Origin of the sequence: Streptomyces sp. TRM70350 (assembly GCF_019219825.1) — a bacterium.
GTDB lineage: Bacteria > Actinomycetota > Actinomycetes > Streptomycetales > Streptomycetaceae > Streptomyces.
Map to the genome: position 1 here is coordinate 17542 of NZ_JAHUXH010000003.1, position 15421 is coordinate 32962.

Below are 15421 nucleotides of genomic sequence, written 5' to 3' on the forward strand. Positions count from 1 at the left end.
CAGGCATGACGATCAAGGACATCCGCGAGGAGTGGGAGATCCGGGCGACGGACACCCCCTTCGTGGGCAACAAGACCTCGGTCCGCACGGACGACGTGGTCATGCCCGACGGCACGGTCGTGCGCCGCGACTACCAGGTCCACCCCGGCTCGGTGGCGGTCCTCGCCCTCGACGACGCCGGCCGGGTGCTGGTGCTGCGCCAGTACCGGCACCCGGTGCGCCAGAAGCTGTGGGAGATCCCCGCCGGCCTGCTCGACGTGCCCGGCGAGAACCCGCTGCACGCCGCGCAGCGCGAGCTGTACGAGGAGGCGCACGTCAAGGCCGAGGACTGGCGGGTGCTGGCCGACGTCTACACCACGCCCGGCGGCTGCGACGAGGCCGTGCGCGTCTTCCTCGCCCGCGAGCTGTCCGAGGCCGACGGCGAGCGCTTCGAGGCCGAGCACGAGGAGATCGACCTGGAGCTCGCGCGGGTCCCCGTCGAGGAGCTGGTACGCGGGGTCCTGGCCGGTGAGCTGCACAACAACTGTCTGGTCGTGGGCGTCCTTTCGCTGGTCGCCGCCCAGCAGGGGGACGGGCTCGACGCGCTGCGCCCGGCTCAGGCGCCGTGGCCGGCGCGGCCCTTCGAGGTCTGAGCCGCCGTATGCCACACCCCACGTGCTGCGGTGTGACGATCGCCTGATCCGATCGGGGGACGTGCCCGCCGTGCTCCGCCCGGTTCGTCGCAGAGCGTGAACTAGGCTCTTGAAACGCCCGAACCCGGAGTCCCGGCGGGCTGTTGCGCGTGCGGTTGGACGGGAGTGTGGCCCGTGGCGGATCAGGCGGTGGAGCCGGACGGCGTGCAGGTGGCGGGCCCAGCTGCGCAGAGCCGGTTCCTGGGCCGCACACGGGAGTTGAAGGAGCTGCGCGCCGACATCGAGCGTGCGGGACTGGACACCCTCTCCGGCCGCAAGGCCCCACGCGCGCGCGTGCTGCTGATCGCGGGCCGACCGGGCTCCGGGCGTACGGCCCTCGCCGAGGAACTGGTACGACAGGTCGCCGACCGCTACCCCGACGGGGTGCTGCGCGCCCGGCTCAGCGAACCCGACGGCACCCCCGTGCCCATGGCCCGCACCGCGGGGGACCTGCTCACCGCCCTGGGCCTGCCGACCCCGCCCGGCGCCGCCGAGGACGACCTCACGGCGGCGCTCCGCGAGGCCCTGACCGGCCGCCGGGTCCTGCTCCTGCTGGACGACGCCGCCGACGCCGAGCAGGTCGACGCCCTGCTGCCGGACACCGCGGAGTGCCTGGTCGTCGCCGTCGCCCAGGGCCCGCTGACCGGCATCTCGGACGTCCGCCCGTGCACCCTCGGCGGCCTCGACACCAAGTCCGCCGTCGAGCTGCTGTCCCGGCACACCGGTTCCGTCCGGATCACCGTCGACCCGCGGGCGGCCGAGGGACTCGTCGAGGCCTGCCAGGCCCAGCCCGCCGCGCTGATGCTGGCGGGCGGCTGGCTCGCCGCCCGCCCCCAGGCGGCCGTCGCCGACCTCACCAAGCAGCTGCACTCCCAGGGCGACGACGGGACACCGCTCAGCCGGGTCTTCCGGCTGGCCTACGCCGCGCTGCCCGGCTCCGCCGCCCGGATCCTGCGCCTGCTCTCCCTCGCCCCCGCGGGCTGCATCGACCCGCACACCGCCTCCGCGCTCGCCGGCTGTTCGATCAACGGCGCCCGGCACACCCTGGACGACTTCGTCGCCCTCGGCCTGCTGCGCAGGACCGGCCCGACACTGCCGGAGTACGAGGTGCCCGGCTGTCTGCACCCGCTGCTGCGCGCCGTCACCGAGGCCGAGGACCGACCCGCCGAGCTGCAGCTGGCCCGCGCCCGGATGCTGGAGCGGACGGTACGGCTGCTGCAGTCCTGCCGGGCGATCACCGAGACCGACAACCCGCAGGCCCGCGAGAAGCTGGCCGGCACCCCGCGCGCCCTGCGCTTTCCCACGCCCCGGGCGGCCGCCGACTGGCTGCGCCTGCGCCGCCCGGCCCTGCTCGCCTCGGCCCGGCTCGCGGTCGCCGACGGGGAGCTCGACACCCTCGCCCGGCGGCTGATGTCCCAGCTGGTGCGGGCGATGGTGGCCCACTTCGGGATGCAGGCCGCCGCCCCCGACCTGTACGGCATCCACCAGCTCGTCCTCGACGTGGCCGAGCGCCGGGATCTGCCCCGGGAGCAGGCGGCGGCGCTGCTGAATCTGGGCGATCTGGACGCCAGTACCGGCCGGACGGCCGACGCCCTGGCCCGCTACCGGGCCGCGCTGGACGCCGGACGCCGGGCGAACGACCCGTATGCGACCGGTCGCGCGATGGAATCCGTAGGGGGCGCGCACCAGGAGCTCGGGGATCACGACCGCGCCGCCGACTGGTTCGGCCGGGCCCTGGCCGAGCGCCTGGCCCGCGGGGAGCGCGAGGAGGCCGCCCGGCTGTACGGCCGGATCGCGACCGCGCACACCTACGCGGGCCACTACGGCGAGGCGCAGCGCAACTGGCGGGCCGCCATCGCCGGGTACCGCAAGCTGGGCGACGTGGCCGCCCACGCCCGGGCGTTGAGCGAGCTGGCGCGGGTCCAGGAGTACGCGGGACGGCCCGCGGAGTCGCTGCGTACCTGCCAGGAAGCCGTCGAGTGGGCGCGGCGCGCGCAGGACGTACGCCTGCAGGCCGCGCTGCATCTGCGGCTGGCCGACACGTTGGAGCATCTCGGTGATCCCACGCCCGCCCTGCTGCACCGCAGCGCCGCCGAGCGCATGCTGGGTGAGGAGATCCAGGAGGCCGAAACGCCAGATCCAGACACGGAACAAGACGCTAACGCCTGCGAAATCCGCAGTACATCCACTGAAGATTGATGCAATGAAAGGCTAGACACCGGGAACGCCTTCATTAGACTGGCTCTGCCGCACATTCTCCTGCGGTGTCTCCCGGTATGCCCTGCGCATCCCGGTATGTCACGCAATACACCCCCTCTGAGCCAAGGACCGTGATCGACGTGAAGGTCGGCATCCCCCGCGAGGTCAAGAACAACGAGTTCCGGGTGGCCATCACCCCCGCCGGCGTGCATGAGCTGGTGCGCAACGGCCACCAGGTCGTCATCGAGCGCGGCGCCGGTCTCGGCTCCTCGATCACGGACGCCGAGTACGTGGCCGCCGGCGCGCAGATCCTGGAGACGGCCGACGAGGTGTGGGCCTCCGCCGACCTGCTGCTGAAGGTCAAGGAGCCCATCGCCGAGGAGTACCACCGCCTGCGCAAGGACCAGACGCTCTTCACCTATCTGCACCTGGCCGCCTCCAAGGAGTGCACGGACGCCCTGCTGGAGTCCGGCACCACCGCCATCGCCTACGAGACCGTCGAGCTGCCCAGCCGCGCGCTGCCGCTGCTCGCCCCGATGTCCGAGGTCGCGGGCCGTCTCGCCCCGCAGGTCGGCGCCTACCACCTGATGCGCGCGGCCGGCGGCCGCGGTGTGCTGCCGGGCGGCGTGCCGGGCGTGACCCCGGCCAAGGCCGTCGTCATCGGCGGTGGCGTCTCCGGCTGGAACGCCACCCAGATCGCCGTCGGCATGGGCTTCGACGTGACCTTGCTGGACCGCGACATCAACAAGCTGCGCGAGGCCGACCGGATCTTCGGTACGAAGGTCAAGGCGATCATGTCCAACTCCTTCGAGCTGGAGAAGGCCGTCCTCGACGCCGACCTCGTCATCGGCGCGGTGCTCATCCCCGGCGCCAAGGCCCCGAAGCTCGTCACCAACGAGCTGGTCTCCCGGATGAAGCCGGGAAGTGTCCTTGTCGACATCGCGATCGACCAGGGCGGCTGCTTCGAGGACTCCCGTCCCACCACGCACGCCGAGCCGACCTTCCGGGTCCACGAGTCGGTCTTCTACTGCGTCGCCAACATGCCGGGCGCGGTGCCGAACACCTCCACGAACGCCCTCACCAACGCCACGCTCCCCTACATCGTGGAGCTGGCCAACCGCGGCTGGGTCGAGGCGCTGCGCCGCGACCCGGCGCTGGCCAAGGGTCTCAACACGCATGACGGCAAGGTGGTTTACCGCCAGGTCGCCGAGGCGCACGGGCTGGACCACGTGGAGCTGGAGTCGCTCCTCGGCTAAGTCACCTTTTCGTAAAGGCGATACGTCAACACAGGTCGTCAACCGCCAGCATCCGGCCGGACCTTGCCCGACAAGGTCCGGCCGGATGTGTGTATGGTCACTTTGCGACTCTCGGTCAACTCGCCTCGAACGTAACCCTTGAACCGATTCGCACACCGGTGAAACCTGCCGTGCGACGGCCGTACGCCCTTGACAGAGGGATGTTTCATTGCCGACACATCCTGCCGGGTCCGGCGGATTGTGTTGCTGCGGACGCCCGACACGCCATAGAGTCGCCAACCGTCGGCATGGTGCCACGCTGACCTGTCTAGAAGTTTCCTGGTCACCAAGGAGGTAAGACGACTTGTGAATGAGTCGACATTTTCTCCCGGGGGTGGTCAACCAGGAAGCCCTGCGCGGGGCCAGGCTCCCGCGGGGTTCGAGGCTGTCGGCTCCGTCGCGGTGCGCACCTTCGCAGCCCACCAGAGTCACCACATGTCAGGGGTGACTCAGCCAGCACACCAGAGCATGGATGGCCATCACGTGAACGCCATGGCCGGCGACGGAAGTGGCGCGCCCCACAACCACTTCGCCGACTACGAGGAAATGCCCGACGGGCACTTCTACGACCCGGACGCCGAGTACGAGCCCGACCCGGAGTACGCGGCCACGCTCGCGCCCGACGCGGCCCGCCAGCGCCGTGAGCGCATCGGCCCGACCGGGCGCCCGCTGCCGTACTTCCCGATCCCGGGCCCGCTGACCGATCACGGGCCCGCGACGATCATCGCGATGTGCAACCAGAAGGGCGGCGTCGGCAAGACGACGTCCACCATCAACCTGGGTGCCGCGCTCGCGGAGTACGGACGCCGGGTGCTGCTCGTGGACTTCGACCCGCAGGGCGCGCTGTCGGTCGGTCTCGGCGTCAACCCCATGGAGCTGGACCTCACCGTCTACAACCTGCTCATGGAGCGGGGCCTGGCGGCCGACGAGGTGCTGCTGAAGACCGCGGTCCCCAACATGGACCTGCTGCCCAGCAACATCGACCTGTCGGCGGCCGAGGTCCAGCTGGTCTCCGAGGTGGCCCGCGAGTCGTCGCTGCAGCGCGCGCTGAAGCCGCTGCTGCCGGACTACGACTACATCGTGATCGACTGTCAGCCCTCGCTCGGCCTGCTCACCGTGAACGCCCTGACGGCCGCGCACAAGGTGATCGTGCCGCTGGAGTGCGAGTTCTTCGCCCTGCGCGGTGTGGCGCTGCTGACCGAGACCATCGAGAAGGTCCAGGAGCGGCTCAACCCGGAGCTGGAGCTCGACGGGATCCTCGCCACGATGTACGACTCGCGCACGGTGCACAGCCGTGAGGTGCTCGCGCGGGTCGTGGAGGCGTTCGACGACCACGTCTACCACACGGTCATCGGGCGCACGGTCCGCTTCCCGGAGACCACGGTCGCCGGTGAGCCGATCACCACGTACGCCTCCAACTCCGTCGGTGCCGCCGCCTACCGCCAGCTCGCCAGGGAGGTGCTCGCCCGGTGTCACGCCGAGTGAGTCTGCCGGGGGCCGACGAACTGTTCCGCACGACAGGGGGAATGGCGCTCCAGGCATCCACTCCCCGGCGGGGCGCCAACGGCGAGGCCCGGGTGCCGCCTCCCGCGGGGGAGGGCGACGCCGCGGCCGCCGCCACGGAGGACGCGCCGCAGTCCGTGCCCGCGCAGGGCGGGGACGGCGACGGCGCGGAGCATGTCGCGGCCGACGCGGAGCCCGCCGACGCCGAGTCGCGCAGCCGGGGCGCGGAGCGCTCCTCGCGGCGCCAGGGGCAGACGGCGGCGCAGGAAGGTTCTGCCACCGCGACGCCGCGCAAGCGCGGACGGGCGGCCACGCGGCGGCCCAGTGGGCGTGAGCGGCACGACGAGAAGATCACGGTGTACGTGTCCGCCGAGGAACTCATGGATCTGGAGCACGCGCGTCTTGTGCTCCGGGGCGAGCACGGGCTGGCCGTCGACCGGGGGCGGATCGTGCGCGAGGCGGTCGCCGTGGTGCTGGCCGACCTGGAGACCCGGGGGGACGCCAGCATCCTCGTACGGCGGCTTCGTGGGCGGTAGCGGTAGCCTGCGGGGGCTATGACCTCGAACTGCTCCCCAGTCCCCTCCTCCGGCTCGGCCGGTCGTCGGCGTGCGCTGGGGAGGGGGCCAGGGGCTCCGGCGGTGCCTGTCGAGGCGCCGGTTCCTGTGCAGGCTCCGCCCCCGCCGGTCGCTCCCGTGGAGCCGGAACCCGAGGGACCTGAGGTCCCCGAGGTCGTCGCCCCACCGGAACCCGAGCCGGAACCCGCGGCTCCCGCGGCTCCCGCGGAGGGCGACAGCGGCGGCTTCAAGGTGCGGCTCGCGAACTTCGAGGGCCCCTTCGACCTGCTGCTCCAGCTGATCTCCAAGCACAAGCTCGACGTCACCGAAGTCGCCCTGTCCAAGGTGACCGACGAGTTCATGGCGCACATCCGTGCCATGGGGCCGGACTGGGACCTGGACGAGACGACCGAGTTCCTGGTCGTCGCCGCCACCCTGCTCGACCTGAAGGCGGCGCGGCTGCTGCCCGCCGCCGAGGTGGAGGACGAGGCCGACCTGGCCTTGCTGGAGGCCCGTGACCTGTTGTTCGCGCGGCTCCTGCAGTACCGCGCGTACAAACAGGTCGCCGAGATCTTCAACAGCCGCCTCGACGACGAGGCCCGCCGCCACCCCCGTACCGTCGGCCTCGAACCGCAGCACGCCGAGCTGCTCCCCGAGGTCGTCATCAGCATCGGCCCGGAGGGGTTCGCGAAGCTGGCGGTCAGGGCGATGCAGCCGAAGCCCAAGCCGCAGGTGTACGTCGACCACATTCACGCGCCGCTGGTGAGTGTGCAGGAACAGGCCGGGATCGTCGTCGCGCGGCTGAAGGAACTCGGCGAGGCCAGCTTCCGCACGCTCGTGGCGGACACCGACGACACCCTCACCGTCGTCGCGAGGTTCCTGGCGCTGCTGGAGCTGTACCGCGAGAAGGCCGTCGCGCTGGAGCAGGAGACCGCCCTCGGGGAGTTGCTCGTGCGCTGGACCGGCGGTGAGGGGGACGCCGCCCCGATGGTGACCGACGAGTTCGACCGGCCGCCGGAGCAGCCCGAGCAGTCCCCGTCCCCGTCCCCGTCCCAGGAGCAGGAGCAGGAGGAGAAGGAGTGAGCGAGGAGACCACCGAGCTGCCGGACGGGCTGCGTGCCGTCGCCGATCTGGAGCTGAAGCCCGCCCTGGAGGCCGTCCTGATGGTCGTGGACGAGCCCGCGACCGTGGAGCACCTCGCGAAGATACTGGAGCGGCCGAAACGGCAGATCACCAAGGCGCTGCGGGAGCTGGCCGACGACTACACCGCGCAGGGGCGCGGCTTCGAACTGCGGCACGTCGCGGGCGGCTGGCGCTTCTACACCCGCCCCGAGTACGCCCCGGCCGTCGAGCGGCTCGCCCTGGAGGGCCAGACCGCCCGGCTCACCCAGGCGGCACTGGAGACGCTCGCGGTGGTGGCGTACCGCCAGCCGGTCAGCCGTAGCCGCGTCTCCGCCGTACGCGGAGTGAACTGCGACGGCGTCATGCGCACCCTCCTGCAGCGCGGTCTGGTCCAGGAGGCGGGCACGGAACCCGAAACAGGTGCGATCCTGTACACGACGACGAACTACTTCCTGGAGCGGATGGGCCTGCGCGGCCTGGACGAGCTCCCGGAGCTCGCGCCCTTCCTCCCGGAGGCGGCGGCGATCGAGGCCGAGACGCAGGAAGGAGTGCCGTCGTTCGATCCGGACGCTCCGGATTCCGAGGACGCAGACGACAAGACGACGGAACTTTGATGCGAAGCAGCGGCAGTGGCAAGAGTGGCGGGACCGGCGGGCGTGGCAACCACCGCGGCGCCGGTAACAACCGGGACCAGAAGCAGGGGCAGGGCCGCCCCCGCAAGCCCCGCCCCGAGGAGCGCCGCTACGACGTGGGCCCCGGGGCGACCAAGGACGGCCCGAAGGCGGGACGCGGCGGCGCGGCCCGCGGCGGCGCCAAGGGCGCGCCCCGGAAGCCTCAGCAGGGCGGGCGTACGGCACCGGCGCGGTCCCGCGAGTACGAGGCGCGGGTCGAGGAGCGCAACCGGGAGCGGTACGCGGGCAAGAAGGACGTCAAGCTGCCGAAGACCTTCCCCGGTGCCGAGCAGGAGGGCGAGCGGCTGCAGAAGGTGCTCGCGCGCGCGGGCTACGGTTCCCGGCGCGCCTGCGAGGAGCTGATCGACCAGGCCCGTGTGGAGGTCAACGGCGAGATCGTCACCGAGCAGGGCAAGCGCGTCGACCCGGAGAAGGACGAGGTCAAGGTCGACGGCCTGACGGTCGCGACCCAGTCCTACCAGTTCTTCTCGCTGAACAAGCCCGCCGGTGTCGTCTCGACGATGGAGGACCCCGAGGGCCGTCAGTGCCTCGGCGACTACGTCACCAACCGTGAGACGCGGCTCTTCCACGTCGGGCGGCTCGACACCGAGACCGAGGGCGTCATCCTGCTCACCAACCACGGCGAGCTGGCGCACCGGCTGACCCACCCCAAGTACGGCGTGAAGAAGACCTACCTCGCGCACATCGTCGGCCCGATCCCGCGCGACCTGGGCAAGCGGCTGAAGGACGGCATCCAGCTGGAGGACGGGTACGCGCGCGCGGACCACTTCCGGGTCGTCGAGCAGACCGGCAAGAACTACCTCGTCGAGGTCACCCTGCACGAGGGCCGCAAGCACATCGTGCGGCGAATGCTGGCGGAGGCGGGCTTCCCGGTCGACAAGCTGGTGCGCACGGCCTTCGGCCCGATCACGCTGGGCGACCAGAAGTCCGGCTGGCTGCGGCGGCTGTCCAACACCGAGGTCGGGATGCTGATGAAGGAAGTGGACCTCTAGTCGGCCCTCGCATCGGCCCCTTGTGGGTGACGACCACCCCCTTTATAGTCAGTACGACTATTAAGGGGGTGGTGGTGCATGCGGGGCTACGACAAGTACGCGTACGAACCCTTCGCCGTCACCGTCGACCTCGCCGTCCTCACCCTCCGCGCCGGCGCGCTGCACGTGCTGCTCGTCGAGCGCGGGCAGGAGCCGTACGCCGGTCGCTGGGCGCTGCCCGGCGGCTTCGTGCTGCCGGAGGAGTCCGCCGAGACGGCGGCCCGGCGTGAACTCGCCGAGGAGACCGGCCTGTCCGATGTCTCCGGGCTGCACCTGGAGCAGCTGCGGACCTACAGCGAGCCGGACCGCGACCCCCGCATGCGGGTCGTGTCCGTCGCCTTCACCGCGCTGCTGCCCCACCCGCCCGAGCCGCACGGCGGCGGCGACGCGGCGCAGGCCCGCTGGGTGCCGTACGACAGGGCCCGGCCGCTGGCCTTCGACCACGACCGGATCCTGGCCGACGCGCACGAACGGGTCGGCGCCAGGCTGGAGTACACCGGCCTCGCCACCGCCTTCTGCCCGCCCGAGTTCACGCTCGGCGAGCTCCAGCAGGTCTACGAGACCGTGTGGGGCACCCCGCTCGACCGGCCCAACTTCCGGCGCAAGGTGCTCGCCACCCCCGGCTTCGTCGAACCGGTCCCCGGCGCCGCGCGCCTGACCGGTGGCCGCGGCAAACCCGCCGCCCTCTACCGCGCGGGCGGCGCCGCCGCCCTGCACCCGCCCCTCCTCCGACCGTCCCGGGAAGGACGCCCCGCATGACCACGACCACCGTCCGCAAGCGCGCCGCCACCGGTTCCCTGCTCGGCCTCGCCCTCGGGGACGCGCTCGGCTTCCCGACCGAGTTCAACAACGTCCCGTCGATCCTCGCCAAGTTCGGGCCCTGGCGGGGGATGCAGCTGCCCACGCCCGCGATCGTCACCGACGACACGCAGATGACGCTGGCGCTGGGGCGCGGGCTGCGCACGGCGATGGACCGGGGGGTGCTCGGGCCCGCCGAGCTGGCCGAGCCCGTGCGGCGGGAGTTCATCGCCTGGAACCGCTCCCCGGAGAACAACCGTGCCCCCGGCAACACCTGCATCAGGGCCTGTGTCCTGCTGGAGCGGCCGGACCGGCCCTGGCAGGACGCCAGCCAGATCCACTCCAAGGGCTGCGGCGCCAACATGCGTGTCGCGCCGATCGGTCTGGTCCCCGGGCTGAGCGACGAACAGCGCGCGGGCGCCGCCCAGTTGCAGGCCGCCCTCACGCACGGGCACCCGACGGCCCTCGCCGCGTCCGACCTCACCGCGCACGCCGTACGACTGCTCGCGCAGGGCGCCGAGCCGACCGGACTGGTCGGGCTGCTGCGGTCGTACGCCTACGACAACCGCAACCGCTACCACGAGCGCTGGCTGGGCGATCTGTGGACGCGGGCCGAGGACGCCACGCCGGAGCAGTTCATAGCGCGCGGCTGGGACGAGTGCCTGGAGGTGCTCGACCGGCTGCGCGACGCCGTACGGACGATCTCGCCGGAGACCGACCCCTGTCTCGCCACGGGGGAGGGCTGGATCGCCGAGGAGGCGCTGGCCACCGGGCTGCTGTGCTTCCTGCAGTTCGTGGACGAGCCGCTGACCGCCCTGCGCCGGGCCGCCTGCACCTCCGGCGACTCCGACTCCATCGCCTGCCTCGCCGGGGCCTTCGCGGGCGCGTACCTCGGCGCCGAGGCCTGGCCGACGGAGTGGGCGGACCGGATCGAGTACCAGGGCGAACTGGTGACGCTGGGTGCGCTCTGGGACCTCTGAGGTGTCTGCTCCGTCTCAGGGGGCGAGCGACCCGCACCTGTGCGTAGCGGGCTGACTAGGCTTGACGGACGTAGAGCCGATTCGCAGAGCAGGCAGCGATTCGCACAGCAAGCAGCAAGGAGCATCGCCGTGGCGGTACGAGCGGTCCGGGGCGCCGTCCAACTTCAGCGGGACGAGGCCGGCCACATGGACGAGCAGGTCGGGGCCCTGCTCACCGCCATCCTGGAGCGGAACGGGCTGACCACCGACGACCTGATCAGCATCTGGTTCACAGCCACGCCGGACCTGCACAGCGACTTCCCGGCCGCCGCCGCCCGCAAGCTCGGCATCACCGACGTACCGCTGATCTGCGCCCAGGAACTGGACATCGAGGGCGCCATGCCCCGCGTGGTCCGGGTCCTCGCCCACATCGAGTCCGACAAGCCGCGCGCCGACATCGCGCACGTCTACCTCGGCGCCGCCGCCGCTCTGCGCAAGGACATCGCCCAGTGAGAACCGCACTCGTCATCGGCACCGGGCTCATCGGCACCTCCATCGCCCTGGCCCTCGCCCAGCGCGGCGTCGTCGTCCACCTCGCCGACCACGACCCCGAGCAGGCCCGTACGGCGGCCGCGCTCGGCGCCGGGACGGACGAGGCGCCCGAGGGGCCCGTCGACCTCGCGATCGTCGCCGCCCCGCCCGCGCACGTCGCCGCGGTGCTCGCCGACGCCATGCGGCGCGGGGTCGCGCGCGGCTACGTCGACGTGGCCAGCGTCAAGGGCGGCCCGCGCCGCGAGCTGGAGGCGCTCGGGCTGGACCTGACCTGGTACCTCGGCACGCACCCCATGTCCGGCCGGGAGAAGTCCGGCCCGCTGGCCGCGACCGGCGACCTCTTCGAGGGCCGCCCCTGGGTGCTCACCCCCACCCGGGACACCGACACCGAGGTGCTGAACCTCGCCCTGGAGCTGGTCTCGCACTGCCGTGCCGTGCCGGTCGTCATGGACGCCGACGCCCACGACCGGGCCGTGGCGCTGGTCTCGCACATGCCCCACCTGGTCTCCAGCATGGTCGCCGCCCGCCTGGAGCACGCGCAGGAGGCCGCCGTACGGCTGTGCGGGCAGGGCATCCGGGACGTGACCCGGATCGCCGCCTCCGACCCGCGGATGTGGATCGACATCCTCTCCGCGAACCCCGGCCCGGTCGCCGACCTGCTCAGCGACGTCGCCGCCGACCTCGACGAGACCGTCCAGGCCCTGCGCGCCCTGCAGTCCTCCGACGAGGCCAAGCGCCGGGAGGGGACCGCAGGCATCGAGGACGTGCTGCGGCGGGGCAACGCCGGGCAGGTCCGCGTTCCCGGCAAGCACGGGTCCGCGCCGCGCGTGTACGAGGTCGTCGCGGTGCTCATCGACGACCAGCCCGGCCAGCTGGCCCGCATCTTCGCGGACGCGGGGCAGGCCGGGGTCAACATCGAGGACGTGCGCATCGAGCACGCGACCGGGCAGCAGGCCGGTCTCGTGCAGCTGATGGTGGAGCCGAAGGCGGCGCCCGTACTGACGGCGGCCCTGCGGGAGCGAGGATGGGCGATCCGTCAGTAGCGGGAGGAGACGTGCGTGCGGCCGGACGAGTGACCCGCACCCAGTAACCTGGTGCGGGGCACGTCACGCCCCCACCACCACCCGGCCCAGGAAGGTCCCCACAGTGGAAAGCGCCCCGGCAGTGATTGTCGCCATCGACGGCCCCTCCGGCACGGGCAAGTCGAGCACGTCGAAGGCGGTTGCGGCGCAGCTCGGTCTGAGCTACTTGGACACCGGTGCCCAGTACCGGGCGATCACCTGGTGGATGGTGACCCACGGCGTCGACGTCGACGACCCGTCGGAGATCGCCGCCGTGGCCGGCAAGCCGGACATCGTCTCCGGCACCGACCCGGCGGGCCCGACGATCACGGTCGACGGTGTGGACGTCGCCGGTCCGATCCGCACCCAGGAGGTCACCTCCAAGGTCAGCGCGGTCAGCGCGGTGCCCGAGGTGCGGGCCCGGATCACCGAGCTGCAGCGCTCGATCGCGGCCGCCGCGGAGAACGGCATCGTCGTCGAGGGCCGCGACATCGGTACGACGGTCCTGCCGGACGCCGACCTGAAGATCTTCCTCACCGCCTCCCCGGAGGCCCGCGCCGCCCGCCGCAATGGTGAGCTGAAGGGCGCGGACATCAACGCCACCCGCGAGGCCCTGATCAAGCGGGACGCCGCCGACGCCGGCCGGAAGGCCTCGCCGCTCGCCAAGGCGGACGACGCGGTCGAGGTGGACACCACCGACCTCACGCTGCCGCAGGTCATCGAGTGCGTCGTCACCCTCGTCGAGGAGAAGCGGGCGGCGAAGTGACCGAGGCACCGTCCCAGCGGGGCGCGGAGGCCGGCCGGCGCATCGGCCTCCCGCTGATGCACGCGCTGTGGCGGCCCCGGGTGCTGGGTGCCTGGAAGGTCCCGGCGACCGGCCCGGCCATCCTCGCCGTCAACCACTCGCACAACGTCGACGGCCCGATGGTGATGGGCGTCGCGCCGCGGCCGGTGCACTTCCTGATCAAGAAGGAGGCGTTCGTCGGCCCGCTTGACCCCTTCCTGACCAGGATCGGCCAGGTGAAGGTGGACCGGCAGAGCACCGACCGTACGGCGGTCACGCGGGCGCTTCAGGTGCTGTCGGCCGGCGGTGTGCTGGGGATATTCCCCGAGGGCACCCGGGGCGAGGGCGACTTCGCCGCGCTGCGCGCCGGGCTCGCCTACTTCGCCGTGCGCAGCGGCGCGCCGATCGTCCCGGTCGCCGTGCTGGGAAGTTCCGAGCGGCGGGGACGGTTGATAAAGGGGCTGCCTCCGCTGCGGCACCGTATCGACGTCGTCTTCGGCGAACCGTTCGAGGCGGGCGACGGCAGCGGGCGGCGTACGCGCACGGCGCTGGACGAGGCGACCGAGCGCATCCAGAAGCAGCTCACCGAGCACCTGGAAAACGCCAGGCGCCTCACCGGGCGCTGGGCGACACTGAGTAGTGGATCACCCCGAACCGGGGTACTCCACCGATCACCACGATGAACGACGAGGTACGGACTTCATGAACGACCAGATCCAGCCCGACGGCTCGGACGCGTTCGAGCACGATCACGGGGCGCTCGGCGACGCCGAGTACGCGGAGTTCATGGAGCTCGCCGCCGAAGAGGGCTTCGACCTGGAGGAGGTCGAGGGGGCCATCGAGGCGGCCGGGCACGGACCGCTGCCCGTGCTCGCCGTCGTCGGCCGCCCCAATGTCGGCAAGTCGACTCTGGTGAACCGCATCATCGGCCGCCGCGAGGCCGTCGTCGAGGACAAGCCGGGCGTCACCCGCGACCGTGTCACCTACGAGGCCGAGTGGGCGGGCCGCCGCTTCAAGGTCGTCGACACCGGCGGCTGGGAGCAGGACGTCTTCGGCATCGACGCCTCCGTGGCCGCGCAGGCCGAGTTCGCCATCGAGGCGGCCGACGCGGTCGTCTTCGTGGTCGACGCCAAGGTGGGCGCCACCGACACCGACGAGGCGGTGGTACGACTGCTGCGCAAGGCCGGCAAGCCCGTCGTGCTGTGCGCCAACAAGGTGGACGGCCCGAGCGGCGAGGCCGACGCGGCCTACCTGTGGTCCCTCGGCCTCGGCGAGCCGTACCCCGTGTCCGCGCTGCACGGCCGCGGCACCGGCGACATGCTGGACGCCGTCCTGGAGGTGCTGCCTCAGGCGCCGCGCCAGACCTTCGGCGGGACCGGCGTCGGCGGCCCGCGCCGCGTCGCTCTGATCGGCCGCCCGAACGTCGGCAAGTCCTCGCTGCTGAACAAGGTGGCGGGCGAGGAGCGCGTCGTCGTCGACGAACTCGCGGGCACCACCCGTGACCCGGTGGACGAGCTGATCGAACTCGGCGGCAAGACCTGGAAGTTCGTCGACACGGCGGGCATCCGCAAGCGCGTCCACCTCCAGCAGGGCGCCGACTACTACGCCTCGCTGCGCACCGCCGCCGCCGTCGAGAAGGCCGAGGTGGCCGTCGTCCTCATCGACGCCGCCGAGTCCATCTCGGTGCAGGACCAGCGCATCGTCACCATGGCCGTGGAGGCGGGCCGCGCGCTCGTCATCGCGTACAACAAGTGGGACACCCTCGACGAGGAGCGCCGCCACTACCTGGAGCGGGAGATCGAGACAGAGCTGGGCCAGGTCTCCTGGGCGCCCCGCGTGAACGTCTCGGCGCGCACCGGGCGGCACATGGAGAAGCTGGTCCCGGCGATCGAGACGGCCCTGGCGGGCTGGGAGACGCGCGTTCCGACGGGTCGGCTGAACGCCTTCCTCGGCGAGCTGGTCTCCGCCCATCCGCACCCGGTCCGCGGCGGCAAGCAGCCGCGCATCCTGTTCGGCACCCAGGCCGGGACGAAGCCCCCGCGGTTCGTGCTCTTCGCCTCCGGCTTCATCGAGGCGGGCTACCGGCGCTTCATCGAGCGTCGGCTGCGCGAGGAGTTCGGCTTCGAGGGGACGCCGATCCATATCTCGGTGCGGGTGCGCGAGAAGCGCGGCGCGAAGAAGAAGTGACCGAAGGGCGGCC

15 protein-coding genes are annotated in these 15421 nt (G+C 72.1%); all 15 read left to right on the plus strand.

All coding sequences use genetic code 11. The features are described from left to right. Positions 1-5: 5 nt before the first annotated feature. The 15 genes from KWI83_RS06065 to der all read left to right on the plus strand — a co-directional run bounded on the left by KWI83_RS06065 (position 6) and on the right by der (position 15408). Complete coding sequence (locus tag KWI83_RS06065) at positions 6-632, plus strand: NUDIX hydrolase (protein ID WP_218513248.1); 627 nt, start codon at positions 6-8, stop codon at positions 630-632. Positions 633-806: 174 nt separating this feature from the next. Continuing rightward, positions 807-2870: a tetratricopeptide repeat protein gene (locus KWI83_RS06070; protein WP_218513249.1), complete on the plus strand. Its 2064-nt coding sequence runs from the start codon at positions 807-809 to the stop codon at positions 2868-2870. 131 nt (positions 2871-3001) lie between these two features. Next, on the plus strand, positions 3002-4126 hold the full coding sequence (ald, locus tag KWI83_RS06075) for an alanine dehydrogenase (protein ID WP_171111956.1): 1125 nt from the start codon (positions 3002-3004) through the stop codon (positions 4124-4126). Between the two features lie 345 nt (positions 4127-4471). Continuing rightward, positions 4472-5650, plus strand: coding sequence for a ParA family protein (locus tag KWI83_RS06080; RefSeq protein ID WP_218513250.1), 1179 nt, complete (start codon positions 4472-4474; stop codon positions 5648-5650). Beyond that, entirely contained in the window at positions 5635-6204 is a 570-nt protein-coding gene (locus KWI83_RS06085) for a hypothetical protein (protein WP_218513251.1), read from the plus strand. Before KWI83_RS06080 ends, KWI83_RS06085 begins: the two co-directional genes overlap by 16 nt. Positions 6205-6222: 18 nt before the next feature. Further along, the gene (locus KWI83_RS06090; RefSeq protein WP_218513252.1) at positions 6223-7305 is read left to right on the plus strand and encodes a ScpA family protein; all 1083 of its coding nucleotides are present in this window, start codon (positions 6223-6225) and stop codon (positions 7303-7305) included. Next, positions 7302-7958, plus strand: a complete 657-nt coding sequence (scpB, locus tag KWI83_RS06095) for an SMC-Scp complex subunit ScpB (protein ID WP_218513253.1) — start codon at positions 7302-7304, stop codon at positions 7956-7958. Before KWI83_RS06090 ends, scpB begins: the two co-directional genes overlap by 4 nt. Beyond that, on the plus strand, positions 7958-9028 hold the full coding sequence (locus KWI83_RS06100; RefSeq protein ID WP_218513254.1) for a pseudouridine synthase: 1071 nt from the start codon (positions 7958-7960) through the stop codon (positions 9026-9028). Before scpB ends, KWI83_RS06100 begins: the two co-directional genes overlap by 1 nt. Positions 9029-9106: 78 nt before the next feature. After that, positions 9107-9826 (plus strand): NUDIX domain-containing protein, encoded by a 720-nt coding sequence (locus KWI83_RS06105; protein WP_218513255.1) that lies wholly within the window; start codon positions 9107-9109, stop codon positions 9824-9826. Continuing rightward, positions 9823-10845, plus strand: coding sequence for an ADP-ribosylglycohydrolase family protein (locus KWI83_RS06110; RefSeq protein WP_218513256.1), 1023 nt, complete (start codon positions 9823-9825; stop codon positions 10843-10845). Before KWI83_RS06105 ends, KWI83_RS06110 begins: the two co-directional genes overlap by 4 nt. A gap of 129 nt (positions 10846-10974) precedes the next feature. Beyond that, on the plus strand, positions 10975-11337 hold the full coding sequence (aroH, locus tag KWI83_RS06115) for a chorismate mutase (RefSeq protein ID WP_218513257.1): 363 nt from the start codon (positions 10975-10977) through the stop codon (positions 11335-11337). After that, positions 11334-12419, plus strand: coding sequence for a prephenate dehydrogenase (locus tag KWI83_RS06120; protein WP_218513258.1), 1086 nt, complete (start codon positions 11334-11336; stop codon positions 12417-12419). The genes aroH and KWI83_RS06120 overlap by 4 nt, the downstream gene beginning before the upstream one ends. A 103-nt stretch (positions 12420-12522) precedes the next feature. Next, positions 12523-13203 (plus strand): (d)CMP kinase, encoded by a 681-nt coding sequence (cmk, locus tag KWI83_RS06125; RefSeq protein WP_218513259.1) that lies wholly within the window; start codon positions 12523-12525, stop codon positions 13201-13203. A gap of 56 nt (positions 13204-13259) precedes the next feature. Beyond that, a complete protein-coding gene (locus tag KWI83_RS06130) occupies positions 13260-13904 on the plus strand; it encodes a lysophospholipid acyltransferase family protein (protein ID WP_218513584.1) in 645 nt (214 codons plus the stop codon). Between the two features lie 19 nt (positions 13905-13923). Beyond that, positions 13924-15408: a ribosome biogenesis GTPase Der gene (gene der, locus KWI83_RS06135; RefSeq protein ID WP_218513260.1), complete on the plus strand. Its 1485-nt coding sequence runs from the start codon at positions 13924-13926 to the stop codon at positions 15406-15408. Positions 15409-15421: the final 13 nt, after the last annotated feature.

Coding starts and splice junctions, on each gene's coding strand:
- KWI83_RS06110 (WP_218513256.1), top strand. CDS start 9,823: ATGACCACGACCACCGTCCGCAAGCGCGCCGCCACCGGTTCCCTGCTC.
- KWI83_RS06100 (WP_218513254.1), top strand. CDS start 7,958: ATGCGAAGCAGCGGCAGTGGCAAGAGTGGCGGGACCGGCGGGCGTGGC.
- KWI83_RS06105 (WP_218513255.1), top strand. CDS start 9,107: ATGCGGGGCTACGACAAGTACGCGTACGAACCCTTCGCCGTCACCGTC.
- KWI83_RS06130 (WP_218513584.1), top strand. CDS start 13,260: ATGCACGCGCTGTGGCGGCCCCGGGTGCTGGGTGCCTGGAAGGTCCCG.
- KWI83_RS06065 (WP_218513248.1), top strand. CDS start 6: ATGACGATCAAGGACATCCGCGAGGAGTGGGAGATCCGGGCGACGGAC.
- der (WP_218513260.1), top strand. CDS start 13,924: ATGAACGACCAGATCCAGCCCGACGGCTCGGACGCGTTCGAGCACGAT.
- KWI83_RS06090 (WP_218513252.1), top strand. CDS start 6,223: ATGACCTCGAACTGCTCCCCAGTCCCCTCCTCCGGCTCGGCCGGTCGT.